Source organism: Streptococcus pyogenes (assembly GCF_002055535.1).
Lineage (GTDB): Bacteria > Bacillota > Bacilli > Lactobacillales > Streptococcaceae > Streptococcus > Streptococcus pyogenes.
The window spans coordinates 148945-175886 of record NZ_LN831034.1 but is presented as its reverse complement, the minus strand read 5'-3'; the positions used below and the strand labels follow the sequence as shown (position 1 = coordinate 175886).

At 40.2% G+C, this 26942-nt stretch carries 21 protein-coding genes and 2 pseudogenes; 3 read left to right on the top strand and 20 right to left on the bottom strand.

What is annotated here, in order from left to right; translation table 11 throughout:
• Window positions 1–173: 173 nt before the first annotated feature.
• The 15 genes from perR to B6D67_RS00955 form a co-directional block, all read right to left on the bottom strand.
• Window positions 174–641: a peroxide-responsive transcriptional repressor PerR gene (gene perR, locus B6D67_RS01030; RefSeq protein WP_002986328.1), complete on the bottom strand. Its 468-nt coding sequence runs from the start codon at window positions 639–641 to the stop codon at window positions 174–176.
• A gap of 51 nt (window positions 642–692) precedes the next feature.
• On the bottom strand, window positions 693–1148 hold the full coding sequence (locus tag B6D67_RS01025) for a CoA-binding protein (RefSeq protein WP_002986334.1): 456 nt from the start codon (window positions 1146–1148) through the stop codon (window positions 693–695).
• Window positions 1149–1334: 186 nt separating this feature from the next.
• Window positions 1335–3977, bottom strand: coding sequence for a DNA polymerase I (gene polA, locus B6D67_RS01020; protein WP_010921844.1), 2643 nt, complete (start codon window positions 3975–3977; stop codon window positions 1335–1337).
• Window positions 3978–4107: 130 nt separating this feature from the next.
• Window positions 4108–5835 carry an ABC transporter permease/substrate binding protein gene (locus B6D67_RS01015; RefSeq protein WP_010921843.1) on the bottom strand — a complete coding sequence of 576 codons (1728 nt, stop codon included), beginning with the start codon at window positions 5833–5835 and terminating at the stop codon, window positions 4108–4110.
• Between the two features lie 15 nt (window positions 5836–5850).
• Window positions 5851–7047 (bottom strand): quaternary amine ABC transporter ATP-binding protein, encoded by a 1197-nt coding sequence (locus B6D67_RS01010; protein ID WP_002986345.1) that lies wholly within the window; start codon window positions 7045–7047, stop codon window positions 5851–5853.
• A gap of 487 nt (window positions 7048–7534) precedes the next feature.
• Complete coding sequence (gene ulaG, locus B6D67_RS01005) at window positions 7535–8626, bottom strand: L-ascorbate 6-phosphate lactonase (RefSeq protein ID WP_002986347.1); 1092 nt, start codon at window positions 8624–8626, stop codon at window positions 7535–7537.
• A 252-nt stretch (window positions 8627–8878) separates the two neighbouring features.
• Entirely contained in the window at window positions 8879–10525 is a 1647-nt protein-coding gene (locus B6D67_RS01000; RefSeq protein ID WP_029714196.1) for a BglG family transcription antiterminator, read from the bottom strand.
• Between the two features lie 324 nt (window positions 10526–10849).
• Entirely contained in the window at window positions 10850–11554 is a 705-nt protein-coding gene (locus B6D67_RS00990) for an L-ribulose-5-phosphate 4-epimerase (RefSeq protein WP_002987910.1), read from the bottom strand.
• Between the two features lies 1 nt (window position 11555).
• A complete protein-coding gene (locus B6D67_RS00985) occupies window positions 11556–12419 on the bottom strand; it encodes an L-ribulose-5-phosphate 3-epimerase (RefSeq protein WP_010921840.1) in 864 nt (287 codons plus the stop codon).
• Window positions 12420–12423: 4 nt separating this feature from the next.
• Window positions 12424–13086, bottom strand: coding sequence for a 3-keto-L-gulonate-6-phosphate decarboxylase UlaD (locus B6D67_RS00980; RefSeq protein WP_010921839.1), 663 nt, complete (start codon window positions 13084–13086; stop codon window positions 12424–12426).
• Window positions 13087–13176: 90 nt separating this feature from the next.
• Window positions 13177–13662, bottom strand: a complete 486-nt coding sequence (locus B6D67_RS00975; RefSeq protein ID WP_002992541.1) for a PTS sugar transporter subunit IIA — start codon at window positions 13660–13662, stop codon at window positions 13177–13179.
• Between the two features lie 121 nt (window positions 13663–13783).
• Complete coding sequence (locus B6D67_RS00970) at window positions 13784–14062, bottom strand: PTS sugar transporter subunit IIB (protein ID WP_002986367.1); 279 nt, start codon at window positions 14060–14062, stop codon at window positions 13784–13786.
• Between the two features lie 70 nt (window positions 14063–14132).
• A complete protein-coding gene (locus B6D67_RS00965) occupies window positions 14133–15566 on the bottom strand; it encodes a PTS sugar transporter subunit IIC (protein ID WP_009880700.1) in 1434 nt (477 codons plus the stop codon).
• A gap of 306 nt (window positions 15567–15872) precedes the next feature.
• Window positions 15873–18374 (bottom strand): leucine--tRNA ligase, encoded by a 2502-nt coding sequence (gene leuS / locus B6D67_RS00960; protein WP_010921837.1) that lies wholly within the window; start codon window positions 18372–18374, stop codon window positions 15873–15875.
• A gap of 174 nt (window positions 18375–18548) precedes the next feature.
• Entirely contained in the window at window positions 18549–19688 is a 1140-nt protein-coding gene (locus tag B6D67_RS00955; protein ID WP_010921836.1) for a trans-sulfuration enzyme family protein, read from the bottom strand.
• Between the two features lie 483 nt (window positions 19689–20171).
• On the opposite strand from B6D67_RS00955, the gene B6D67_RS00950 reads away from it, so the two are divergent.
• From B6D67_RS00950 to B6D67_RS00940, 3 genes are all read left to right on the top strand, one after another.
• Window positions 20172–20498, top strand: coding sequence for a SpoV family signaling peptide (locus B6D67_RS00950; RefSeq protein WP_010921835.1), 327 nt, complete (start codon window positions 20172–20174; stop codon window positions 20496–20498).
• A 184-nt stretch (window positions 20499–20682) separates the two neighbouring features.
• On the top strand, window positions 20683–20850 hold the full coding sequence (locus B6D67_RS00945) for a SpoV family signaling peptide (RefSeq protein ID WP_010921834.1): 168 nt from the start codon (window positions 20683–20685) through the stop codon (window positions 20848–20850).
• A 411-nt stretch (window positions 20851–21261) separates the two neighbouring features.
• Window positions 21262–21462 carry a SpoV family signaling peptide gene (locus B6D67_RS00940; protein WP_010921833.1) on the top strand — a complete coding sequence of 67 codons (201 nt, stop codon included), beginning with the start codon at window positions 21262–21264 and terminating at the stop codon, window positions 21460–21462.
• A 201-nt stretch (window positions 21463–21663) separates the two neighbouring features.
• On the opposite strand, the gene B6D67_RS00935 is transcribed toward B6D67_RS00940, so the two are convergent.
• From B6D67_RS00935 to nusG, 5 genes and pseudogenes are all read right to left on the bottom strand, one after another.
• Entirely contained in the window at window positions 21664–22092 is a 429-nt protein-coding gene (locus B6D67_RS00935) for a hypothetical protein (protein ID WP_029714194.1), read from the bottom strand.
• 249 nt (window positions 22093–22341) lie between these two features.
• A pseudogene (gene slo / locus B6D67_RS00930) lies at window positions 22342–24056 on the bottom strand (cholesterol-dependent cytolysin streptolysin O).
• Between the two features lie 23 nt (window positions 24057–24079).
• Window positions 24080–24565, bottom strand: a pseudogene (locus tag B6D67_RS00925) (NAD glycohydrolase inhibitor).
• A gap of 4 nt (window positions 24566–24569) precedes the next feature.
• The gene (gene nga, locus B6D67_RS00920; RefSeq protein ID WP_010921829.1) at window positions 24570–25913 is read right to left on the bottom strand and encodes a nicotine adenine dinucleotide glycohydrolase; all 1344 of its coding nucleotides are present in this window, start codon (window positions 25911–25913) and stop codon (window positions 24570–24572) included.
• A 371-nt stretch (window positions 25914–26284) separates the two neighbouring features.
• Window positions 26285–26824: a transcription termination/antitermination protein NusG gene (gene nusG / locus B6D67_RS00915; RefSeq protein ID WP_002987881.1), complete on the bottom strand. Its 540-nt coding sequence runs from the start codon at window positions 26822–26824 to the stop codon at window positions 26285–26287.
• Window positions 26825–26942 lie beyond the last annotated feature (118 nt).

The following is a 26942-nucleotide window of genomic DNA, read 5'->3' as shown; positions in this document are numbered from 1 at the left end:
TTCCCAGGTGAGGAACAAACAATAGAGGAGATGATTGATGGTTCTTTCCTTTAATTCCTTATGATCCCCAGCAAATAACTCTTTAAAATAAGCAACAAAGGTCTGGTAGTGAACTGGGGGTTTTTGATTTGTAAAGGCACTATATTTATAATGCCTTTATTTAAGGGTTAACTCTAAAAATCAGGTTGGTCTTTTGCTTGGCAATCCGGACAAATCCCGTAAGCAATAACTGGGATACGCGTGACCTTATAACCTGTTTGCTCATGGGCTTCTTTGGCAATATCCATAACATCAACATCCATAAAGTCAGCAATCTTCCCACATATTTCACAAACCACATTGACGTGTTGATGGCCCATAAAGTCATAGTAGGTGGTTAAATCATTGCTGATTTTCAATTCTGAGACAAAACCTTCATCAACTAAAACTTTCAAATTATTATAGACTGTGGCAAGGCTCATGTTAGGAAAGTTAGGCTGTAAGTCACGGTAAATCTTATCGGCACTAGGGTGTTCTGTGGACTGAATCATGTAAGAAATAATGGCTTTACGTGTCTCTGTAATTCGAATATGTTTTTCCCGTAGATGCTCTAGGACATTTTCATAGGCATCTAGGGCTTGCTGATGTGAATGAATGTCCATAAGCTGCTACTCCTATCTTTTTTTCCTTTATTATCACGCACGTCTCTAGTTTCAATGATTTGTGATGCATTCTGGTTTAGCGACTAATTGCAAATAGTCTATTTTTAGGCAGCGGTTCATCACAATAGCCTCTTTGCCTGCCGACCGTAAAATGGTTTGTGCTTCTTGGTTTTCAAGGCCTAATTGCGCCCAAAAGACTTTGGCCTGACCTGCTAAAAAGTCTCTGGCAACTTCTGGTAAAAACTCACTTCTGCGAAAGACATCTACAATGTCAACCTCAAAGGGAATTGCCTTGATACTGGCATAGACCTTCTCTCCCAAAATAAGCTGACCTGCTAATTTGGGATTGACTGGAATGATCCGATAATCCATAGCCTGCATAAATTTGGCGACACCATAAGCTGCTGTGTCTTTGCGGTCAGAAAGACCAACAACCGCAATGGTTTTGGCTGACTCCAAGTAAGCTTTTAGGACATCCTCTGAGGGATTTTGAAACGAATAAATCACTTGTTCCCCTATCTATTTAATAACCTCTACAGCTGTTCAATATAGCAGGATAACTCCTAAAGCATGGCTTCAATCACTTTTAACCTTATCCGTCAAAAAGCTCAAAGCAGCTTCATGACTTCTCCTACAATTTTTTAGTTTATTATAACATAAGTTGTCAAAATGAGAAATAACAAGTAAGAAAACTTATTTGGCTTCGTACCAGCTATGCCCAGTACTTTCATCGACACATAAAGGAACAGCTAAATCAACAGCAGCTTCCATGGTGTCTTTGACAAGTTTTTTTATAGCAGTCAACTCATCATTTGGCACTTCCAAAACGATTTCATCATGCACTTGAAGCAGCATTTTAGCTCTAAAACCACCTGCTTGCAAGGCCTTATCCAGATTAATCATAGCGATTTTGAGAATATCAGCTGCGCTTCCTTGAATGGGCGAGTTGATGGCTGTACGCTCCGCAAAAGAGCGAACGTTGAAATTACGAGAGTTGATATCCGGTAATTCACGACGACGCTTAAAGAGGGTCTCTACATAGCCCTTGTCTTTAGCCTCACGCACCACATTTTCCATATAGGCTTTAATCCCAGGATAGCGTTCAAAATAGGTATCAATGTAAGACTTGGCCTGTTTACGGGTGATACCAAGGTTATTTGACAAACCAAAATCAGAAATCCCATACACAATTCCAAAGTTAACAGCCTTGGCATTACGGCGGTCATTGGCAGTAACATCTGCTGCCCTGTCAATCCCAAACACACGCATAGCCGTTGAGGTATGAATGTCTGCCCCTTCATTAAAGGCAGCAATCAAATGCTCATCCCCTGAAATATGTGCCAGTACCCGCAATTCAATCTGTGAGTAATCTGAACTCAACAAGACGGCATCTTCATGAGATGGGGTAAAGGCCTTACGAATCAAACGCCCCTGTTCCAAACGAATGGGAATGTTTTGAAGATTAGGGTCCACACTAGACAAACGCCCTGTCTGCGTGAGATCCTGCACATAGCGGGTATGAATCTTGCCATCAGCCAGAATATAATCCTGTAAACCAATCACATAAGTAGACTGTAATTTGGTAATCTGGCGGTAATCCAAAATTTTAGCCACAATTGGAGCAATCGGTGCCAAACGTTCCAAAACATTAACAGCTGTAGAATAACCTGTTTTGGTCTTCTTAGTCATCTCAAGAGGTAGTTGCATCTTCTCAAACAAGATACTGCCTAACTGTTTAGGCGAATTGATATTAAATTCTTGGCCAGCCATATCATAAATCTCTTGGGTGAGCGCTTCAATAATGACCTTGTTTTGCTCTGCCATATCTTGCAAAGTCGCCCTATTAACCTTGATCCCTTCAATTTCCATTTTAGCAAGGACATTAGCCAAAGGCAATTCAATATTCTGATAGAGGTCTAGTTGCTCATGGGCAGTGAGCTTGTCTAGCATTTGAGACTTGCTATCTAATAATACTTTGACCTTACGAGCTAAGTGTTCTAGTAAGACGTCTTTATCAGGAACAGCCCGTTTAGCACCTTTACCATAGACTGTATCGTCTTCTTCCAAAGAGATGTCAGTAAAAATGCGGGCAATGGTGCTAAGCTCATTGTCTTCTACAGTTGACAGAAGGTAATTAGCTAATCTAGCATCATAGCTAGGTGCTACCAACTCAATTCCTAAGTGGCTCAACAAGACCTTGCTACGTTTAAAATCATAAGTGGCAATGGGTTTTTGGAAGACCTGCTTAAAACTATCCGTCGCTAATAGGCCAAGGTCTGTGGATGCGTAAATCTGCTCACCATGTCCCCAAGCAAAACCAATGATGGCCTCACGATGGTAATTGTCCCGAAGCGTTTCAAAGTAGAAGATGTCTTCTGCGCTAAACAAATCAGCAGACACATTGGTCACTTCTTGATAGGAAATGACAGCTACTGGCTCTTGAGGCATCTGGCTAGCAAGACCTTTCTTGAGTTGCACAAAATCCATCTCATCGTAAAATTGAGAGAGACTAGCAACATCTGGACCATTGTAGACAATATCATCTAAGCCAATTGTGATAGGAGATGCTGTATTGATAGTGGCGAGCGTTTTAGATAGGAAAGCTTGGTCACGATCATTAATCAAGTTTTCTTTCATTTTTGAGGTCTTGAATCCATCAATATGCTCGTAGATACCTTCTAAACTACCAAATTCATGAAGGAGCTTGAGCCCAGTTTTTTCACCGATTTTGGTCACTCCTGGAATATTATCCGATTTATCTCCCATCAAGGCTTTGAGGTCAATAAACTGGTTTGGCGTCAATCCCATTTTTTCCATGAGGTAAGCCGGTGTGAATTCTTCAAATTCGGCTACCCCTTTTTTAGAAATTTCAACCACGGTATTTTCGTCAGTTAACTGGATCAAATCTTTATCACCACTGACAATGGTCACATCAAAAGGCACTTCTGTGCGCTCCGCCATTTTATCAAGCGTCCCGATAATATCGTCTGCTTCGTAGTGTTCCAACTCATAATAAGCAATCCCAAGGGCTGTCAACATCTCACGAATATAAGGAAACTGCTCACGAAATTCCTCTGGGGTTTTAGCGCGACCCGCCTTATAATCGGCATACATTTCTGTCCGGAAGGTGGTTTTGCCCGCATCAAAAGCCACCAGCACGTGTGTGGGCTGGACTCGCTTCATCATGTGGTCTAGCATCAAATGAAAGCCATAAATGGCATTGGTATGAAGACCGCTATGGTTTTTAAAGCGGTCAATTTGATTGTAGAGGGCAAAAAAGGCACGAAAGGCAACAGATGACCCATCAATTAATAGTAATTTATTCTTGTTTTCCATAAGCTTATTATAACACAGAGGGACGGGCTTTTCTCCTTTAAGCCATTGGTTTTGCTGATAAGTAAATGGTTAACCTAAAAAGCCTAGGATAATTCCTAGACTTCTCTATTTGCTATTTAGACAAAAGCACTTATTTTGTCCAACTTGATACTTTAGATTTGTTTGCCTCTACCCATTTTTTGGCGGCAGCTTCTGGACTCATGCCTTTGTTGATGTCAAGCATGACTGCTTCCATATCTTTTTGGGTCCAGTGGAACTTATCAATGATTTTGTAGACATTTGGAAGTTCTTTTTTCAAGCCTTTACGAGCAATGGTATTGATGTTCTCAGTCGAGCCAAAGATTTCTTTAGGATCTTTAAGGTACTTCAAGTCATACTTGGCAAACATCCAGTGTGGTGACCAAGCTGTCACAACAATAGGATCTTTTTTCTTGATCGCTTGATCCAAGGAAGTCGTCATGGCTCCTGTTGATGCCGCCACTAACTCCCAACTAGATAGATTATGATACTCTTTTAGAGTCTTTTGGGCTGCTGCCATGATACCTGCACCTGGTTCGATCCCTGTGATTTTTTGATCGGCTTGTTTGCTTAAGTCCTCAATACTATTGACATCTGTCATGTATTTTGGAACAGCTAAACCAAGTTTGGTCCCTTTTAGGTTAGGTCCTAAATCATCTAATTTTGACTTGTATTTCTGATATTGTTGGCCATGGGTGACTGGCAACCAAGCACTAGTTGAAAAATCAGCGTTCCCATTTGCAACGGTTTGCCACATAACGGCATTGTCAAGCGGAGTCAAGGTCACATGGTAACCTTCGTTTTTCAAAACTTCTGCAATCACATGAGTTGAGGCAACCTCAGAATCCCACTGCACGTAAGCGATGTTAACAGTTTCACCCTTATCTGCCATACCAGAAGTCATAGCCATAATACCGCGTCCTAAAGCAGCTATCAAAAAGACAGCAAGGGCTGCTAAACCAATCCATTTATTGGTTTTGCCAGCTTTGGCTTTTTCTTGAGGTTTGCTATTGAACAACTGTGTCATACGGTCAAGCACAATCGCCAAGATAACCAAGGCAAGACCACTGACAAATCCACTACCAATATCAGCGTGTTGAAGGGCTGACAAGACTTCACGTCCTAAACCAGGAGCACCAATCATGGAGCCTGTTACTACCATGGAAAGGGCTAACATCATGGTCTGATTAACACCTGCCATAATAGTATTTTTAGCTAAAGGCAATTCCACTTTAAAGAGCTTTTGTTTCCCAGTTGACCCAAAGGCATCTGAGGCCTCAATCAATTCTGTTGGAATGTCACGAATGGCCAAATTTGTGAAACGAACCGTTGGTGGTAAGGCAAAGATGACTGAAGCAAATACTCCAGGCACCATACCAATACCAAAAAAGGCAACGGCAGGAATCAAGTAAACAAAAGCCGGCATGGTTTGCATAAAGTCCAAAATAGGATTCACAATCTGACGGACAGTGGCATTTTTAGCCATCCAAATCCCCAGCGGAATACCAATAAGTACCGAAATCAAACTAGCTACTAACACCAGAGTAAAGGTATTCATTAGCTGCTTCCATAACCCTTGATTGTAAATAAAGAGCAATCCTAACAAGGTAAAGGTTGGCAAAGGCCATTTTTTCTTAGCAAGGAAAAACATCCCTGCTGTTACTAGAACAATAAAAAGTAACGGGTGGATAAATAAAAGTGTTTTGGTCATCCAATCCATCAAAAAGCTACCAACTACTTGCATAATATCAAATAGACCTGAGAAAGTTTTAGTTAGCCACTCCGTTAGCTGCTCCACCAGTTGAGCTACTGGTAATTTTGTTTGTAATATCGTTTCCAAAATGCATCACTCCTTTTAGTTAAGGTCTTCGTCTGAGATATTAGCCAAGGCTTCAATCACTCGTCCTCGAATAATGACACCTAACAGACGATTATTATCATCTGTCACTGCAATCGGAGCAGATGAATCATAGATAAGAGGCAAAATATCTGTAATAATAGTATCTTTTGAGACAGTTCTCACATCGCGATCAATCACTTCTGATAGCGGTAACCCTTTTTTGCGCGCCTCTATAGCGGCATCGGCCGTCAAACTACCGACTAATTGGCGGCGGCGATTCGTCGCCATCAACATAGACACCTCTTCGTTGTGCATACGGTTCAAGGCAACTTGAGGTCCATCTAATTCAACAGTAGTTGTTAACGGTTTGATCATGATATTTTGTGCTGTCAAGACTTTAGAACGGTCCACATCCTCAACGAATTCACGCACAAAGTCATTGGCTGGGTTAGTCAAGATTTCCTCACCAGTACCAATTTGCATAATTTGTCCGTCTTTCATCAAAGCAATCCGATCACCAATCCGCAAGGCTTCATTCAAGTCATGACTGATAAAGATGATGGTTTGTTTCATGCTGTCTTGCAAATCAAGTAATTCATCTTGCATCTCACGACGAATCAAAGGATCAAGCGCTGAGAATGCCTCGTCCATTAAGAGAATTTTAGGGCTATTAGCTAGCGCACGGGCTAGGCCGACACGCTGCTGCATCCCACCAGATAGTTGGTTTGGGTACTGGTCTTTAAAATCTAATAGGCCTGAATTATCAAGGGCTTTTTCTGCCAATCGCTGGCGTTCTTCTTTGGGAACGCCACGTAATTCCAAACCAAATTCGGTATTTTCCAAAATGGTTTTATGAGGAAAGAGGGCAAAGCTTTGGAAAACCATGTTAATGTCATGGCGGCGCACCTCACGCAGCTGATCTGCTGACATGGTTGAGATGTCTTTACCTTCCAGCAAGATAGATCCTGCTGAAGGTTCAATCAAACGATTTAGCATGCGGACAAGGGTTGATTTCCCACTTCCTGATAGCCCCATAATAACAAAGATTTCACCTTTTTTGACCTCAAAACTAGCGTCATAGACACCTACAGTAGCGCCTGTTTTCTTAAAAATCTCACTCTTATTTTTGCCAGTCTTTACCATCTCAAGAGCTGCTTTTTGTTTTTTGCCAAAAATTTTACTGAGATGTTTGACTTCTAAAATTGTTTCCATTCGTTTTTTCTCCTAGGTAATCGTTTATCATGTGAAATAATGACATAGCTTTGGCGAAATATTAGCCAATATTTAACAAAGTAGCTCTACACAATTAATAAACGTGTGGTCACTTTTTTACTTAAAAAAAGAATCTGCCGGAACAGAACATAACTATATTATCACGTGTGGTCACTTTTTGTCAAGGACAATAACTCGATCTGGTAATGCCACAATGATAGGTGATCGCTTTCATTCTTTTAGGTATGGTCTTTTAACCAGTACAATTTTTTATCACAACTGATGACTATTTCTTTGCTGATTAGGCTATTGTTACATTAGAAATCCTTCTTTTACCTATAATATCTCTTTTGCGGCCATCGTAAATAACGACCACGGTGACTCTTAAACATTTGCTCATCTCTCCAAAAAAACTCACCTAAGACAATGTCCTATGAAGCGAGTTAGCTTAATTAGGCACTATCATCTTAGGTGAGTAGGGTGTTGCTTATAGTAAAGCTTTAAATTGGATATTAGAATCTTCTAAGAAGCAGTCATCAAATCCACGAGGATGATGGTATTCGATACGATTTTGGTCTTGTGGATAAGTATACTTGCCACCAACCTCCCAGATAAAGGGATGGAAATCATATTGGAGACGTTCTTTGCGCATTTTCCACAGTTCAAGGATTTCATCTGTTGATGCCATAAAGTTTGACCAAATGTCATAATGAACTGGGATAACGACTTTGGCACGGAGATTTTCTGCCATACGAAGAAGGTCAACAGAAGTCATCTTGTCTTGAATCCCAATTGGGTTTTCCCCATAGTTATTTAACACAACGTCAATATCATAATCACGTCCATGTTTAGCAAAGTAGTTCGAAAAATGAGAATCCGCACCATGATAGATGGTACCACCTGGTGTTTCAAAAATATAGTTAACAGCTTTGCGAGCCATGTCATCATCTGTGATAGCTAAACCTGCTAAATCACCATCTTGAGCATCAGCTCCTTGTATTGGGAGAGTTACCAGACAGGTGCGGTCAAACGACTCTACAGCGGTGATCTTAATATCTTTGAATTCAAAGCTATCACCTGGCTTTAAGATCATAATACGATCTTTTGGCACACCCCAATTTTTCCAAACTTCACCACATTCATAAGGTCCTACAAATTTAACATGATTAAGTTTTGGGTTATTGATAATGGCTGCCGCAGTATTGATATCGATGTGGTCACTATGATAATGAGAAACCAAATAATAATCCAACTCATTAATCATAAATGGATCAATCACCATTGGTTGGGCCCTAAGATTGGGCTGTAATTTACGAGCTCCTGCCATATTAGCCATTTGATGTCCACGAACCATATCCTTAACTTGCTTGGTCGCTTTCCCACGATTTGACCATAAGTCCATGACAACATTAGCACCGCCTGGTGTCTTAATCCAGATACCACAGTTTCCTAACCACCACATCGCAAAGTTGTCAGCTGGCACGACTTCTTGCTCGATTTCTTCATTTAACCATGTTCCCCATTCTGGAAACGTGTTAAGGATCCATGATTCACGTGTAATATCTTGTACTTTAGTCATTAGGGTTTCCTCCGAATTTGTTCTTCGTTTCTATACTTTAAGTATAGACTTTCTTGTCAATGATAAAAAGACCAAGTGTCACACAGATCTGTGTTCAAAAGTGGACTGACTTTTTCATTAGCTCAGTCTAATACTGTCTCATTTTGCACACTGTATCTCGCATCAATACTGTATTCAAAGCTATATTAAAAACCTCAGTTATATTTTTCTATGTCATAGAAAACTGAGGTACTTTGACGACTTAACACTTACTCATAGCAGCTCGCGATGAATGAGTTTTTCAATTTTAGAAACCAAGGCATAACGATCTGATTCATCTTTTACAACAGCTTCAATTGCTTTTGTGAGCTCTGTAGAAAAGCGGGAGTGCTCACTCAAGCGTCCTTGCTTTGAAAAGCGTATCAATTTGATGATATCATCGTCACTTAAAATAGGGTTAACAATAAGCATCGGGATTTTAGTCTTTAGCGTATCTGTAGTAGCAACAATCATATCGACTGCTAAAAGATCGTAAACACTCTGATACTGTTCTGTCGTAAAAACAGCTTCAATCTGACCATTTGCTAGATACCTTTGACACTGTTTGAACAATAACTTTTGAATGCCTATCCCATCATCTGAAACAATAACGAGTTTGGTCTTTTCTTGCTCTGTATTATTGTGACGCAGCTCTCCCCCAAGATGGATAGTCAAGTAGGCAATATCATCGTCTGTCAAGCTAATCGTCCAATCTTGTTCCAAAATAGTGGCACAAGATTGAGTCATAGCAAACAATTCTTCGTATTTTTCTTTAATATGGTCTGTTAAGGGATTAACTAAAAAAATCCCATAAGCTTTACGGTAAACGAGCGCCTTACAATGGGTCGTCAACCGCTTCAGCAAATCCTGTTTATGCGTGAAATGTAACTGATAACGGCTCTCCAACTGGTCAATAAAGTGACTAATGGTTGCTCGCATGTCATCGTAATCTTGACTTTCCACGTGATGATCTTGATCTTTTCGAAAAGACAACATCAACATCGCTACCATACTAACTTCGATATCATCCAAATGAAGCTTAAAATTATGGTAAAGCTCTCTAGCTAAGTCCTGAGCAATGTGATATTCTTTACGTTTCCAAATCAAATGAAATTCTTGTTTAAGAGCAGACTTTGTTTCTGAATCAAGACGCATATTACGATAACTTAAAAGCATGAAAGGTAAAATCTGCAACATGAATTGGCTATCTTGGGTATTAATTGTCTTTCCTAAACTAGCTTGAGATAAAAAAAGATACTCATGAAAATAGGTCAAAATATCTTTAGAAAAATAAACCGATAAGCCTTGTATCTCTGAGAGTTTACGGTTGAATATATCAATAAAGCTAGTATTGCCACCTTGGTAAACGTCCACTAACAATTTGTACAGGTATTGAATAAGAGCCATTGGATGACAACCAAAATAATATCCCCTAGCCTTTGTCGCATGAAGCTGAATCTTGTATTGTTTGTCTTCCAGTTCTTCCCTTAACTCAGTCAGGTCATTTAAAATCGTGTTACGAGACACATCATTGATCTGCATCAGTTTATCAATGGTCACGCGCTCAGTGGAAACCGCAATATAAATCGAGGATAGTCGTCTGCGCTCATCACTTTTCATGACATAATTATAATCAGTCACTTCTTCTAATAATAAGCGACAAGCAGCTTTTTGATCCGCCGTTAAAAGAATGCCAAGTCTAGGATAAGAGATAATCTGATCTACTCCCTTTGGCAAAGCCTGATTAATTTTGTCAAGCTGGTAATAAACTTTACGACGTGACTGATTTAAAGCATGAGAAATGGCCATAACTGTCTCAGGTGTTTCTAGTTTAAGTAAATAAGACAGCAAGTCATAACTCTTTTTATCTAAAATCATCATGTTTACAAACCTCCTCTCTGAAAATCCATCCTTGCTTATTTTATCATGATTTCAGTGACTGCGCAGCCAAGTTTTTAAAAACTCACCATAATAAGATTCACTTAATATGATTCGAGCTAATCACCTCAACTGATCCAACACCAACACCTTATATCTGGTCTCTAAGAACTCCACAACATACGGTTCATCCAGTTTGTGCTCATTGGCGTTTAAACAGTTCATCGAAAAGGACAAGTCAAAAGGACTTGCCCAAACAATGATTAACAAAACCTTGAACTTTCTGGCTTCTAGTGAGAACCTGTGCTAATAAGCCATATCGCGACCTCATTTTTGACCGTAATAAGCATTTGGGCCATGTTTACGCAAATAATGCTTATCCATAATGTATCTTGGCGCTGGCTCTACGCGTGGATTGATTTGTTCTGTCAAGCGATTCATCCTAGCCACTTCTTCTAAGACAACCGAGTGGTAAACGGCTTGCTCTGGGGTTTTCCCCCACGTAAATGGGCCATGATTGCGAACCACGATTCCTGGAACCGCCATAGGATCTAAGCCTCGCTTGCTAAATTCTTCCAAAATCACGTTGCCAGTTTCTTGCTCGTAAGCCCCATCAACTTCTGCTTTTGTGAGAGAACGAGCACACGGAACTGGTCCATAGAAGTAGTCAGCATGCGTAGTCCCATAAAACGGAATATCACGACCTGCCTGTGCCCAACCAACAGCTTCTGTGGAGTGAGTGTGGACAATACCGCCCACTTCTGGCCAAGCTTTATAAAGTTCCACATGGGTTGGCAGATCTGAAGAAGGGTTCAAATCACCTTCGACCACATTCCCATCAAGGTCTGTAACAACCATATTTTCTGGTGTCAAGAGGTCGTAGTCCACCCCAGAAGGCTTGATGACAATACGTCCTAATTCACGACAAACTTCAGAGACATTGCCCCACGTAAATTTGACAAGACCGTGTTGTGGTAGAGACTTGTTAGCCGCACAGACACGTTCACGCATTTCTTGCAAGTTTTTCGCCATATTATGTCAACCCCGCTTTCTCAATAAGTGGGTAAAGGAAGTCCTGAGCTTCTTTGATAGCAGCTTTTGTTTCCTCCACCGTGTCACAATTTTCTGACCACATTTCAATCAAAAAAGGCCCATTGTAGTTGGTTTTCTTGAGGACCGCAAACAGCTCTTGCCAGTCCACACAACCTTGACCAAATGGCACATCACGAAACTGCCCTTTTGAGGTTTCCGTGACAGCATAAGTATCTTTCAAGTGGAGGGCTGCAATGGATTTGTGCCCATTGTAAAATTCACTCCACAAATCATTATGCCAAGCAGAAACATTGCCTGCATCAGGATAAACAAAGAGATAAGGCGAGTCAATCTCTTTTTCAACTGCCAAGTATTTCTCAATAGAGTTGATAAAAGGGTCATCCATAATCTCAATAGAAAGCATCACTTGGGCTTCTTCGGCCCAGTCACAAGATTGTCTCAAGTTTTTGATAAAACGAGCACGGGTTTCAGGCGATTTTTTTTCATAGTAAACGTCATAACCAGCTAATTGAATGGTACGAACGCCTAAGTCCTGTGCCAATTCAATACATTGTTTCATCAGTTTAAGGGACTTAGCTTCAATAGCAGGATCATTTGAGCCTAGTGGGTAACGTCTATGACCAGAAAAACAAATGGTCGGGATGCGAATGCCTGTTTCATAAATGGCTTTCACTAAATCAAGCCGTTCTTCCTTAGTCCACTCTAAGCGCGCTAAGCGAGCATCTGATTCATCAACAGACATTTCCACAAAATCAAAACCTAAGTCTTTTGCAAATTGCAAGCGTTCACGCCAGGTAAACTGTTTTGGCGTTGCTTTTTCATAAATACCAATAGGACGCGCCATAAAGTTACCCCCAGATACGTTTGATTTCATCTTTGAAGGCACGCGCCGCTGCAGCAGGATCTTCTGCTTCAGTAATGCCTCGCCCTGCGATAAAGGTAAAGACATCAACCCCTTCAAAAAGTCTCAAAGTGTCTACATCAAGCCCACCAGTTACTGAGACACGAAAGCCCATGTCAATCAATGTTTTCACCTTGTTAAGGTCTTTTTCACCCCAAGTTTCTCCAGCAAGAAGGGCATCACGAGATTGGTGGTAAATCGCTTGGGAAATCCCAGCGTCAAGCCATAATTGAGCTTGCTCATAAGTCCAATCACCATAAAGTTCGATTTGAATTTCCCCACGGTCACCGCGCTCTTCTTTAATAGCCTTGAGGGCTGCTTCCATGGTTGGAATCGTCGCACAGCAAATGCAGGTCATCCAGTCAGCACCACGTTTTGCATTGTTTTTAGCGACCGTACCGCCAGCGTCAGCACATTTGGTATCTGCTACGATAATTTTCTCTGGGAAGAGGCTGCGTAATACCTCAACTAGTTCGCTTCCCACTTGAAGCAAACAAACGGTACCAGCTTCAATCACATCTACTTCGTGACCCACAGCAACGGCTGCTTTAACAGCCCCCTGTAAGTCAGAATGGTCTAAAGCAACTTGTAAATTTGGAATATGTGTCATCTCTTTTTCCTAAAACTCTTAGCCACCGTGCAAACTGGTTAAGAGTTCTTATCCTTTCCATCATTCGTTAGTATCCTGTGTAAGGAAAGCTTAAGCATTCAAGTCCATACCTTCTAAGTAAGGACTGTCTTTAGATTCTTCTACCATCTCTAGAACCTCTTTAGGACTTTGGCAGGCCACCAAGCGTTCAATGGCATTATCTAGTTCAAACAAGGCCACAATTTGTGGGATAGCCACTGTTGTGTGAATAGAAGGGTCTGTAGCGGCCAACGTCAAAAGAACAGAAACCTCTTTACCATCTGAGAAGGTGACTGGTTTTGTTAGTGTAATCAAAGCAAATGCATTACGATTAACGCCTAAACCTGCTTCCGCATGGGGCATAGCCATACCTGGCATCAACACATAATAAGGGCCGTATTTTTCTGTTGATGCAATGATGGCGTCGTAGTAAGCTGACGTCACTGCTTTGCTATCAATCAAAGGTTGAACAGCTAATCGAACAGCCTCTTGCCAAGTATCAGCACTTAGCCCCAATCGGATGGAGTTGTTGTCAATAAAGGCTTGTTTTAAATTCATAAAAACTATCTCTTTCTAGTGTCTTGCTTTGCAACACACACCATTTTACTAGTTTTATCCTACTAAAGAGAAAGAGCTGAAAACCTTCGTCACAACTCCTTCGTTTTGATTCAGAATTAGCTTATAGCACTTCTTGTAGTTTGGTTTTAATTTCATTATCATCCATCAGGTTATCAAGACCAACCAAGTGGCCTTTGGTACGACCATCAAGCTCATGAATCAAGTGGTTTGATGCCACTACAATATCATAACCAGAAGCTAGACCTTTAGCTTCACCAACTGAGCAAGAAGCTGACTGAATATCTGTCACACCAAGTTGACGAAGCGCATTTTCAACTTTCATTTTGATCACCATAGATGACCCCATACCATTGCCACATGCTGTTAAGACTTTAACCATTGTTTTTTCCTCCGAAAATGTTTTATTATTGTTTTGTTAAAATAGCAGAGCTATTTCTTAAGATGCAGTGTTATTGAGCTTCCCCACGGTAGTAAGCTTCTTTGTCCTTAGCTTTTGCGAATTGCAATTGTGGAATGGCAAGTAAGAAGATGCAAACAAGCACATACCCTGCAATACCAAGGAATTTGAAGAGGTACCCAAATGGTAACCATGGAAGAACCAAGTCGATATTACCGTGATAACCACCTGTAAGTCCTAAAAGACCTACAGCAACAGCACCAAGTGCAACTTGCAAAATACCTGAGATAAATGATAGAGCTACCGCTGCTTTCCAGCCACCACGTTTATCTGCATAAACCGCAATTGCCGCATTATCAAAGAATACGGGAACGAATCCTGTGATAATTAAGATTGGATTTTTAAAGATAACAAGAAGAGCAATGGTGATTAATTGACCAATCAAACCAAAGGCAAATCCTGAAAGCACCGCATTTGAAGAACCAAAGCCATAGGAAGCTGCAACGTCAACCGCTGGGAATGACCCTGGAAGCAATTTGCTTGAGATCCCTTGAAAAGCATTGGTCAATTCAGAAACAAACATGCGAACACCCTGCATCAAGATAAAGAGATAAACTGAGAAGGTGAGAGAGGTTTGCAAAATATACATGAAGAAAGCTTGCTTAGCTGGGTTGAATGCTCCAGGTCCGATTAAGTCCACATCAGACATAATGTCTGGACCAAGGACAGCCAAGATAGCTCCGAAAAAGACCAACATCAAAGTTGCTGACGCAACAACAGTATCATGGAAAATGTTTAAGAAGGTCGGTAATTTTAGGTTATCAAGGTTTTCTTCTTTTTTACCAAAGAACGGTGCAACCTTATCCACAAACCAAATCGCAAATTGTTGTTGGTGACCAATCGCAAACCCACCGCCACCTGTAAGGCGTTGAGTTGCTTCAACGGTCATGTTTGAGCTGATAGCCCAGTAAAGCCCACAGATGATACCGACTGCCCATGCCCCAAAAGCATTTTGGAATTGAGGGATTAAAAGAAGGACAAAGACCGAAATCGTCGCTGCCTGTTGGACCATGATGTGACCTGTGATGAAAAGGGTACGAACTTTAGTGACCTTGCGAAGTGCAACCAAAAGAATGTTGACCCCAAATCCAATCAAGAGAGCTGTCGTAGCAACACTGATGAAGCCCATCTCTTCTAACTTAGTATTAGCAGCAGCCAAACCAAAATAAGGATCAATAACGGCGGCTTTCAATTCAAATTTCTTGGCAAGAGCAACCAAGATCGGACGAAAAGTCGTTACAAGACCGCCTGCTCCAACGTTCAAAATCAAGTAACCAACGGTAGCCTTTACAAAACCAGCAAAGACCTCATAAATGGGTTTTTTAAGGAGTAAATACCCGATTAAAACCAAAAGACCTACAAAGAACGCTGGGTTTTGCAAAATATTTTGCGAGAACCAGTTTAGGGGAGCTAGGAGCATTTCCATAAGAACTACCTCTTTTCAAAGTTAATAAAGATAAAGTGTTTATATGTTCATTATAGGTAATGAAAGCGTTTTAAAAAAGACCAACTATCACACAAAGAAGTGTTCAATATTAGACTTAAGTTAACTTATTTTAAAATTTAACTACACTTAATAATAAAGAGAAAATACCCCTAAACAACGATTAAAAACCACAAGAACCTTCGTTCTTGTGGTTTTTCTAGATAAGTTGCTTTTTGAATAGATCAGCTCTTTGGCATTAACTGTGACGTGACGCAAATAACCACTGAAGGGCTGTGTCACCTCAAACTATTTGATAACAATATTAACGAGTTTGTTTGGTACTGCGATGACTTTGATGATGTCTTTGCCTGCGATTTCGGCTTGGACTTTTTCGTTAGCAAGAGCAACTTCTTGTAATTCTTCGCGTGAAAGGTCTTTAGCAACTACAAGTTTAGCTTTGACCTTACCTTTGATTTGGACAACGATTTCCACATCGTTTTCAACCAATTTGCTTTCATCATAACTTGGCCATGGCACGTAAGAGATTGACTCACCTGAGGCTGTCAAGGCTTGCCAGAGTTCCTCACCTAAGTGCGGTGCAAATGGTGCAATCAATTGAACAAAGCCTTTGGCATAGTCGCTAAAGAGTTTGTCTTCCTTGTTGGCTGCATTGACAAATACCATGAGTTGAGCGATAGCTGTGTTGAATTTCATTTGGTCAACTTGCTCAGTAACGGCCTTAACGGTTTCGTTGTAAACCTTGTCAAGGGCTCCGCTATTTTCCTCAGTGATCTCTTTAGTTGTGATCAAACGGTAAACACGGTCCAAGAACTTACGTGAGCCTTCAAGACCTTCTTCAGACCAGGCGATGGAAGCGTCAAGTGGTCCCATGAACATCTCGTAAACACGAAGAGTGTCAGCACCGTACTGCTCAACAACATCATCTGGGTTGACAACGTTCTTAAGTGATTTAGACATCTTAGCTGGTGCTTGTTCAAGCTCTTCCCCAGTTTCCACATGGAAGAAGCTACCATCACGTTTTTCAACCTTGTCAGTTGCCACAAGAGCACCACGGCTATCGCGGTAGCTTGTCCCCAAAATCATCCCTTGGTTAAAGAGTTTTTGGAATGGCTCTTTGGTAGGTACAACACCGAGATCGTAAAGAACCTTGTGCCAGAAGCGAGCGTAGAGAAGGTGAAGCACGGCATGCTCTGCACCACCGACATAGATATCAACTGGCAACCATTGTTTGAGGAGTTCCTCGTCAGCCAGTTTTTCAGTGTTGTGTGGATCGATGTAACGAAGATAATACCAGCTTGAACCTGCCCATTGTGGCATGGTGTTAGTCTCACGACGACCTTTCACACCATCTTCACGAGTCACTTCCAACCAGTCTGTCACGTTAGCAAGTGGGCTCTCACCAGTACCTGAAGGACGGATATCCTTCGTTACTGGAAGAACCAGTGGCAACTCACTCTCAGGAACCGCTGTTGAGGTCCCATCTTCCCAGTGGATGATTGGGATTGGCTCACCCCAATAACGTTGACGGCTAAAGAGCCAGTCACGAAGACGGTAAGTGACTTTCTCATTACCGACGCCTTCTGCTTCAAGCCATTCGACCATTTTGGCAATAGCTGACGCTTTGTCAAGACCATCTAGGAAGCCTGAGTTGATGTGAAGACCGTCTTCTGTAAAGGCAGCCTCTTCAACATTACCACCTTCAAGAACAGGGATGATGTCTAGCTTAAATTGTTTTGCGAATTCCCAGTCACGTTCATCGTGGGCTGGAACAGCCATGATAGCACCAGTACCGTAGCTGGCAAGGACATAGTCCGCAATCCAAACTGGCATTTCGTTACCATTAACTGGGTTAATCGCATAGGCACCTGTCCACACACCAGTTTTTTCTTTGGCAAGATCTGTACGAGCAAGGTCTGATTTGAGACTTGCTTGACGTTTGTATTTGGCAACGGCTTCTGCTTGGTCAGCTGTTGTAATAGCATCAACCAAGGCATGCTCAGGAGCAAGAACGGCGTAAGTTGCACCAAAAAGCGTGTCAGGACGTGTTGTAAAGACAGTGAAGTCCTTATCTGTATCCTTAACCTTGAAGGTTACATTAGCACCAGTTGATTTACCAATCCAGTTGCGTTGCATGTCCTTGATTGATTCTGGCCAGTCAACTTCTTCCAAGTCTTCTAGCAAGCGCTCTGCATAGGCAGTGATTTTGAGCATCCATTGGCGCATGGGTTTTCTGACAACTGGGTAGCCGCCACGTTCTGATGTCCCATCAGGGAGAACCTCTTCGTTAGCGATAGCTGTTCCCAATTCTTCAACCCAGTTAACGGGAACTTCAGCTTCGTAGGCTAGGCCTTTTTCATAAAGCTTGGTAAAGATCCACTGTGTCCACTTGTAGTAGTTAGGGTCAGTTGTGTTAACTTCACGATCCCAGTCGTATGAGAAACCAAGAGCATTAATCTGGCGTTTGAAGTTAGCGATGTTTTCAGCTGTAAACTCGGCTGGGTCATTACCAGTATCCATAGCGTACTGCTCAGCAGGAAGTCCAAAGGCATCCCAACCCATTGGGTGGAGAATATTGTGACCTTGGGCACGTTTGAAACGGCTGAGAATATCAGTTGCTGTATAGCCTTCTGGGTGACCAACGTGGAGACCAGCTCCAGATGGGTATGGGAACATATCTAGGGCATAAAACTTAGGTTTTGATGCGTCTGTTCCTGTTTTAAAAGTATGATTATCTGCCCAAAAGGCTTGCCATTTGGGTTCAATAGCGGTGTGATCGTAAAATGTCATGTGAAATCTCCCATGTAAAAAATCTAGTCTTCTTATTATAGCATGAGATGAAGCTTTTAGGAATGGTCAAGACATGACTAGCACCTTGGCTTTTGAGACTTCAGACGATTAGCTATTTTTAAACCCTGCTTTAGCATCAACCATCCTCACAAAAAGCTAATAAAAAAGCCAGACTTAAAAAGCAAGTGCTTGCTCAAAATCGGCTAATAAGTCTTCGATATTTTCAACACCACAAGACAAGCGCAGCAAACCATCAACAACCCCTTGTTCCAACCGCGCTTGTGGTGATAAACAAGCATGAGACATCGTTGCTGGATGTGACAAAATGGACTCTACTCCACCTAGACTAACGGCTAAAATCGGCAACTGAATACGATGGGTAAAGGTCATCAGCTCCTCCTTAGAAGCCAACTCAAAGGATAAAACAGCACCACCATTCTTAGCTTGTTGCAGGTGGGTGTCGTGATTAGGATGACTGTCTAAGCCAGGGTAATGTACCTTAAGAACTTTGGGGTGCTTCGCTAAATAGTTAGCGAGCTGCTGAGCATTTTTTACCGCTTGTTCCATACGGATCCCCATAGTTTTCATGCCACGAAGAATCAGCCAAGCGTCTTCGACCCCAACAATTGCTCCAAAGTTTTTTTGAAAAAGCTTGAGCTGGTTGTAGATAGCCTCATTATTGGTAGCAGCTAAACCAGCTACCACATCACTATGACCATTGATAAATTTGGTCACACTTTCTACCACAATATCCACACCCATAGCTAAGGGTTCTTGATACAAACTTGTCATAAAGGTATTATCAGCCACAGTTAGCACACCATAAGCTTTGGCGAGTTGCACAAGCTCTGAAATATCACAAATTTTCAAGAGCGGATTTGACGGTGTCTCTAGATAAATCATACGCGTATTAGGCCTGATACTTGCTTTTACTGTTGCTAAATCAGCCATATCTACAAAGCTTGTTTCAATCTGATAATTGGGTAAAATAGCTGTCGCAAATTGGCAAGTCCCTCCATAGACCTCCAATGGGAAAATCACATGATCTCCAGCTTTTAAGAGCATCAAAACAGTTGAAATAGCAGCCATACCAGATGCATAAGCCACCGCATAAGTCGCTTTTTCTAAACAGGCTAACCCGTCTTCTAAAGCTTCAGTCGTTGGGTTTGAAAAGCGTGTGTACAAATGTTTTTGACTAGGACAATACAGTTCTGAATTGTGGAACGTCGAAGTCTGATAGATGGGAACTGAAGCTGCTCCTGTAAACTCATCAATAACCGTATAGCCATGTAATAAGGTCGTATTTTCTCTCATTTCGTACACCTCCGCAATAGCGTTAACTCCAATGAACTCTCTTTTAGACAATGGTCCCACCCCAATGGTTGCACAAACCAAAAAGCTCTTCAAAAAAGCGTGATCTGCTAACCTATAAGAAAAGTAGTGGGCACCTTTTAAATGGATAATGAATTTTTCCAACAATATCATTTTTAGATCGATTACGTTTATTATACAACCTTTAGCTAAGTTTGCAAGCCCTTTTATCATCTTTGACCAAGCTGCCAACACCTCTCCAGCAAGTTAAAGTATAGCTACCTTTGGCCCCATCGTCTCAAAAGCTCAGCTTATCACACTGACAGTCCTACTTTGCATCGTCACCTACTCAATAGGGCAATATTGCCATCAAAATTTCATTAAAAGGTCACAATTTATTTCATTTAATGAGAAACAGAACTTGTTTTCACCATGCGTCTTATAGTACACTGCTAAAGTACTATTTATTTTTAGGAGAGAAATATAGTGAAAAACAAATTATTTTTAGTTGCCCTTGCGACCGTAACTGTCCTAGGGCCGTCTTTAGCAACCCCTCATCACCAGACCGTGCATGCTAGTGATGTAACATTAACTGAGACATGTGATAAAAACGGAACAGTATGTTTTGGCTACGAAAACGTAGATGGTGAAGTATGTAAATTAACAGCTGACGGAAAGGGAACCATTTGTGTGGGTTACGAAAATAGAGACATAAAAGAGAGTGAAACTTCTAGCACCAAAAATGATTGTTCTAATTGGTTTTGGTGCTTTTTAAATTATCTTTGGACTACAATAAAAAGCTGGGTTTCGTAATACTAGTCACAGCATAGTCTACCGCTAACTATTAAAATAAAAAACCATCTCGTGGCGGTTTTCTAATCCTAGGTCGCCACATTTCTTATTCAGATAAATAATAATAAAAACATTAAAACAACACTTGATTTATTAACAAAAAGTTAGTATAATATAGTCATACTACAAATTAAAGGAGTTATCTATGAAAAAGAAATTATCTTTATTTATGATCGCAACTGCTGCTGTTGCAGGCCTTAGCCTTGCAACACTAGGAGACCACCAAACTGTTTCAGCAAATGATGCTAGCTATAGTAACGGTTTCTACGGACACACTGGTCCTGACAGCTGGTTACTTTACACTGTATGGTAAGCCTAATACCGTAACATAGAAGCTATCTTCTTCGTAAGACTACGGTTATGAAAAGCCTAGGACTGCATAAGCAGCCTTAGGCTTTTTGATTGGCTAAAACGTTTTTGCCAATGATCCCTCAAGGTAAAAAAGAAAAGGTACACTGCCTATAAAAGGAGAGGAGCCCAAAACACAAGTCGTAACAGTTGCTAGCTAACCAGCACCAAAAAAGCTGTAACATCTCAAATAGAATGATAACCAGATTAATATTATTAGCCATTAATGTGATTTGTATAAGATAAAGAAATACTTTAATATTAGCTTTCTTTGCCTTTTTCGGTCAAACACATCACAAAAAGATTAAAATGTGATGTTGAATAATTAATAGAATATGAGTATAATATAGGTATACTATAATTTAAGGAGTTACAAATGAAAAAGAAATTATCTTTATTTATGATCGCAACTGCTGCTGTCGTAAGCCTTAGCCTTGCAACACCAGAAAACCAAACTGTTTCAGCATACGAAGTGACCGCAACTAGAGATGCCAGCGTGTGTTGGACTTGTTGCCCTCTAACCTGCTTAAAGTATAATGTAGAAGACTGGTACAAAGCAGTAACAAGTTTCTTCTAATTTCAAACAGCTTTAAGTAAAATCAACATAGTCTGAGACAGTAGTCTCTTGATTATGCTAGAAAAGCAATGGCGTCAAAGCTATTGCTTTTTTGTGTGGCCGAGAGACTCTTTCACAAACTCTTTTTTTATTTTTCATTCCCATATCCTAAAAAAACAGCCTTTCACATTAGCAGTTAAAGGCTGTTTTTAATTCATTTTTTTATGACATGCTTTGTGCTGCGGTACTTGACTGATTATTGGGGAATAATCGCTGTAGCCAATAAGAGATCAAATCCCATATAACCTTGACCGGAGTCAAAACGGGATACTGAGATTTCCAGCCTTCATTATAACCCTCTTTGTACCCATCTTTATACCCTTCTTTATAGAGCTGTTTATTAGTAGTCTCTCCGATGTCACTAGGTGTTTCTGGATTAGTTGGGACAGTTGGGGTCAAATCAGTCCAAGTAGCTTCTTTTCCAGCTTTTTTCCCTGCTTCTTCTCCAGCACTTTGCCCTTTATAATACGCCGCATCAGCACTATTTGTTCCCTCATCTGCCATAACAGGTCTTGCTATAAGCAACAGAGCAGCAAATAGAGCCACCAAGAGGTAGACGAAGCGTAGAGGCTGGTAAGATTGTTGTTTCATGATAGTAGTTATCTCTCCCTTTTATGTTATGCTTTGCTTGTTAAAAAGCAGTTTGTTAGTATTATAGATTAGAAGCAGCTTAGCTTCAAGGTCACGATGTGAGAAAAGAATAATTTTTTGATTAGTATATCAAAAAAGCTTGTCTATGAAGGTATCTCATAGACAAGCTTTTTTCTGTATTTGTGAGAGGAGTGGGCACAAGGCCTCAAGAGATAAGCAGCATCAAGGTGCTTATCTCTTGAACCAGTCCTACTTATAAGTAATCGAACCATATGGGCTCAAGGTTGATCCTGAGATATTGACATTGATTTCTTTAGACAGTTTCACATCTCTTTCGTCGATCACTTTTCGCCACCATTCCCAAGCTAAGCCAGTGCACTCTCTAGCCATGATACGGATATTTCGTGAATTAGCTCCTAGTGGGATAACTGTGCTAAATGGTGATGTCTTACTATACCAGTTGTTGTCCCAACGTCGTTTTGTAATCACTTCTTTTCCTTTGTCATCATAATTGATTTCATCCCAAAGGATTTCATATTGAGCAACATACGCGCCTTGATGAGACAGGTTAATTTTTCCACTAGTGTACTCGGTAGATGTTGTTTCAACGTATTCAGTTCTGTTATTGACACCCGCAATTTTATTATTTTTAAGGAAAACACTGGTGTATGAAATAGGATAAGCTGGGTTTTTTCTACTGAAGGTAGCATTGTCTTTGATAACGTTTCTAATAACATCAAAGTCTTTTGTGACTACCTTATTGTGCTCTGCAGCATCTCCTCCTAAAACGACAGCTGTAAATGAGCTATTTTCTAAGATATCAGAATATTTTCCATTAGTTTTAACATCTGTTCCTTTTAGAGCTGCACTAAAGGCCGCTTCAACATCATTACTTTTAGAACTTGTTTCTAGTTTGACAAAAACAGTTCGACCATAGGCTACGTTACTCACAAAGAGTGGCGGAGCTTCATTGCTGACACCTTTTCGTTGCAACTCTTTAAAGGTCACCGATTTATCAAACACATCCGCAGGATTATTAGGAAGGTTTGCTGATACGGTGTAAAAAATTTGCTTGTATGCTGCAATCATCACCTTCTTTTCACCTTTTGAAATCGACTTGAAATCAATGCCTAAAGTACCATCTAAGATTTTGCTATTAACATTTAGAGCTGCTTCAATCTGTGACTTAGAATATACCATTGATTCAGTATATTGTGTTCTGGCAGGAAGCGTATTACCACCAGAATAATTATCATGCCATTGGTTAACAAGATTATCAATAGCTGTTGAAACATTGGCATAGGTAGGGTCATTGACCTCAACCGTTGCTTTGTCTCCCATACCTGGTAAATCAATATGGATTTTTTGTGGGTTTCGCTTGGTGACTACCGCGTCTGGTTTGTTTTCGGTAAAACCTTTATTAGCCAGCTGAAGGGCTGCTGGATAGGTCCTATCAGTGACAGAGTCAATAATGGAAATATCGACTGGTGTAGTGTTGATATTTTTTTTCTTTCTTTCAATGACAATAAATTTATCAGCTTTCTTAACGCCTTCTTTAGGAACAAAATTTTCAATGGTTTCACCATTTTTAGCAAGTACTTCAAGCTCATTATAATTTAGTGAATAAATCTTGTCATTGATTTCTTCAGTGTGATCTTCTTCGCTCTTTTTTTGTCTTCTGACTTTTTTTCTTCTTTTTCTGCAGATTCTAGTGGCATTTCTTTGGGAGCAAGCTTAATCATATCATTAGAGTTAAGCATATCATCCGTTTTCTGACCTGCTTTTTCAGTAGTTAGCTCACTACTTTCTGGCTTTGGTTGCTCATTTGTCGTTGTGGTTTCTGTACTAGCAGTGTTTTGTTTGTTCGATTCAGCATTAGCAGTAACAAGGTTACCAATGATAAGAGCTGCCGTCAGTAGCCCAGCGACGCGACTGTATTTTTTAAATGTTTTTTTATTAGACATGTCCTTCATACCTTTTTATCATTCTAAAATGTTTTTATTGTTCTTTCGACCATATCAAGCATAGTATCTTGATAGTGAGCAAATTCTCCTAATTTGTAATGTGCCATAGCCTCTCTAATATGCGCATCTTTTAACGCTTTGGTCATATTAGCTAGTATGCTTTGACGGTTTAAATAAAATGGCAAGCTTTCGTAATAATTTAATAACATGTTTTCAGCGTTTAGGGTTTGAACTGCTTGGTAAATGTCTAATGCTTGACCGCTATTTGACATTTCTAATAATGCTTCTTCGATGTTAGCTTTCAATTGGGTATAGCCTTTTATGAAAGCAGGGTAAACCCCATACTCTAAAATAACTTCTGGATCAGAAATATCTTCCATATAAGAGTCTCTTCTAGTGATACGATACTCTTTGTCACTACCTATCAAGTATTTTTTTTAATCATTAACAGTTACTTCTTTTTGAAACATTTTTTGGTAATGTTCTAAACCCTTTGGCACCTTATACATATTGTTACTTCCTATCTTGCATTTTCTTAATTTTGAAGCGACCAGTTACTTTTTTATGGTCACCATTTGGAGCAATGATGGTAGGATCAATAATTTCAAAATAGCCTTTGGCATCAATCTCTGCTAAGACAGCTTTAGATTTTAGATCTTTAACACTAATCGATGGGAAAATTAATTCACTTTCTGAATTTTCAATGTGTTTTCCTGACCACGTTTGGCAACCAGGAACGTTGAGCGAATTTGCTCCAGGAGTATCTCCGCTAGCTGTTCGGATATAGCCTAGCTTATCAATGTTTTTTGTTAGTTCAGAATCGTACTCATATTGATAAACCCCATCGCTATATTTTCCGCTATCGACATCTTTTATATTTTCAATTTGGTCAGCTGATTTTAACTTACCTTGATCAGTAAAGAGCAAAGCCATATCCTCAGCAAAACTTGTCACAAAAAGACCGTTTTCTTGTCGACCAATCGTTGACTTTTTTTTAGCATCGTCAAAAGCTAACATCACATCTTTTTTGCTTGTAACGTGGGAAGCTCCGCTTTCTTTGTAGACTTGTTTTAGTTTTTCAACAAACTCTTTTTTGTAGTGGTATTTGCGGCTAACGTACATCCGGTAATACTCAGCACGTGACGCAACAGCAGACATCTGAACAGCTTTATCAGCATACTTGTCGGCAGTTTCAATAAACTCATCTGCTTGTTTATCTGTTACCCATTTATCTTTAATTTCTTTAAACTTTTTTTCAAAAATATCGCGTTCTATATTGCCAAAAGTGACCTCTGACAAGGCTAAAATATCCTTGTTTTGTCCCTGATGGACCTCTGTTACCTCAATATCAATACGATCAACATCTAATTTTTTATCAATCTCAATGTGATGCGGTTTTTTAGTGTAGGTGTCGCCTAATTCAATTTTTTGAAAGAGGACCAATTTATTCCTGTTATAGTATTTAACATCAGCCTTTGCAATTCTATTTTTCTTGTAGTAATTCTCCTTGCTAGATGTATCTCCATTAACAATTAAAATTCTCCCAATATGCATCGGGGACGCAAACTTGTAGGAAAGTACTTCACCAACACCACCACCAGGTGAATTTTCCTCCCAGACAGTACTCATTGAGCCGTCTAATGTGTGCATGACATGATTGTCTTCTTTAGAGGAAGTTGCGTTAGCTTCCATAACTTTGGTCGTTTCATATTTGACATCGCTTTTTTTATTTTCTTTGCCACTAACAGCGTACGTTGTGCTATTAGCTAATAAACTGCTACCCATTGCTCCAGCCAAAGCAATAGCAACACTTGTCTTTGCGACAATATGAGCTAATGTTACTTTTTTGTTTCTCATGTAAACCACCTTATATTATTTTTAAGTAAACTATACATTAGCAAATAGTTTTTGTCAATGCGATTTATTAACATCGTTTTAGGCTTTTCTATCAAAAAAATGAACACAAAAAAAACAAGTAGCCAACTGTTACAAGTTTCAAGGGGATATTTCCATCTTATTATCACAGAACCTTCACATCTGTTCTATTTAAACCAGATTAAAAGTACTAGTTAAATATTTGATAGTAGCACCGTTATCAGTAATAGATCTGTTAATTATCTCTGATTACAATGATGTTAACAATAGTCATCCGTTTGTTTGTACACACGCTTCACTTCCAACTAAAAAAGGTCTGATGGTAATACTTATACCATCAAACCTTTGAGAGCCTATAGTTCTGCAATTTGATAAAGTTCAACTTCTGCTACTGTTTCAGAGCCAAACATGTTGAGCATCAGTTTCACTTTGTTGTTTTCGATTTCTACCACACGGCCTTCTTGTCCCATAAAGGCACCGTCTATGATCTGAACCACATCGCCTTCTTTGATATTGGTATCAAAGACATCAATGGTTTGACCCATAGACAACAAGATAGCACGGATTTCTTCTTCAAGAAGTGGTGTTGGTTTTGATCGGTTCCCGTGTGATCCCACAAAACCTGTAACGTTTGGTGTGTTACGCACAACAAACCAAGCTTCATCTGTCATGACCATTTCAACCAAGACATACCCTGGAAAGCGATTTTCTTCGATTTCTTTGGTTTGCCCATTTTTTTCAACGTTAACCGTTTGTGTCGGAATTTCGACGCGCAAAATATTGTCCAACATGTTATAGGTTTGGGCACGTTGCAAGAGGTTTTCTTTTACTTTGTTTTCGTAGCCTGAGTAAGTTTGGAGGACGAACCAGCCCTTATCAAATGAATCTAGCATGATGTTTCCTTTCATTATAAAAAAGCCCTTTTTTTGGCTTTTGCGCTGTTTTCTATCACCTTCATTATAATAAAAGGCAGGGCTGCTGTCAACGTATCTGTGGAGCTACTTGACACCT

Coding starts and splice junctions, on each gene's coding strand:
- nga (WP_010921829.1), bottom strand. CDS start 25,913: ATGAGAAACAAAAAAGTAACATTAGCTCATATTGTCGCAAAGACAAGT.
- B6D67_RS00965 (WP_009880700.1), bottom strand. CDS start 15,566: ATGGAAATGCTCCTAGCTCCCCTAAACTGGTTCTCGCAAAATATTTTG.
- polA (WP_010921844.1), bottom strand. CDS start 3,977: ATGGAAAACAAGAATAAATTACTATTAATTGATGGGTCATCTGTTGCC.
- perR (WP_002986328.1), bottom strand. CDS start 641: ATGGACATTCATTCACATCAGCAAGCCCTAGATGCCTATGAAAATGTC.
- B6D67_RS00980 (WP_010921839.1), bottom strand. CDS start 13,086: ATGACACATATTCCAAATTTACAAGTTGCTTTAGACCATTCTGACTTA.
- B6D67_RS00985 (WP_010921840.1), bottom strand. CDS start 12,419: ATGGCGCGTCCTATTGGTATTTATGAAAAAGCAACGCCAAAACAGTTT.
- B6D67_RS00990 (WP_002987910.1), bottom strand. CDS start 11,554: ATGGCGAAAAACTTGCAAGAAATGCGTGAACGTGTCTGTGCGGCTAAC.
- B6D67_RS00945 (WP_010921834.1), top strand. CDS start 20,683: ATGAAAAAGAAATTATCTTTATTTATGATCGCAACTGCTGCTGTTGCA.
- ulaG (WP_002986347.1), bottom strand. CDS start 8,626: ATGACTAAAGTACAAGATATTACACGTGAATCATGGATCCTTAACACG.
- B6D67_RS00935 (WP_029714194.1), bottom strand. CDS start 22,092: ATGAAACAACAATCTTACCAGCCTCTACGCTTCGTCTACCTCTTGGTG.
- B6D67_RS01000 (WP_029714196.1), bottom strand. CDS start 10,525: ATGATGATTTTAGATAAAAAGAGTTATGACTTGCTGTCTTATTTACTT.
- B6D67_RS00970 (WP_002986367.1), bottom strand. CDS start 14,062: ATGGTTAAAGTCTTAACAGCATGTGGCAATGGTATGGGGTCATCTATG.
- B6D67_RS00940 (WP_010921833.1), top strand. CDS start 21,262: ATGAAAAAGAAATTATCTTTATTTATGATCGCAACTGCTGCTGTCGTA.
- leuS (WP_010921837.1), bottom strand. CDS start 18,374: ATGACATTTTACGATCACACCGCTATTGAACCCAAATGGCAAGCCTTT.
- B6D67_RS00975 (WP_002992541.1), bottom strand. CDS start 13,662: ATGAATTTAAAACAAGCCTTTATTGACAACAACTCCATCCGATTGGGG.
- nusG (WP_002987881.1), bottom strand. CDS start 26,824: ATGCTAGATTCATTTGATAAGGGCTGGTTCGTCCTCCAAACTTACTCA.
- B6D67_RS01010 (WP_002986345.1), bottom strand. CDS start 7,047: ATGGAAACAATTTTAGAAGTCAAACATCTCAGTAAAATTTTTGGCAAA.
- B6D67_RS00955 (WP_010921836.1), bottom strand. CDS start 19,688: ATGAGAGAAAATACGACCTTATTACATGGCTATACGGTTATTGATGAG.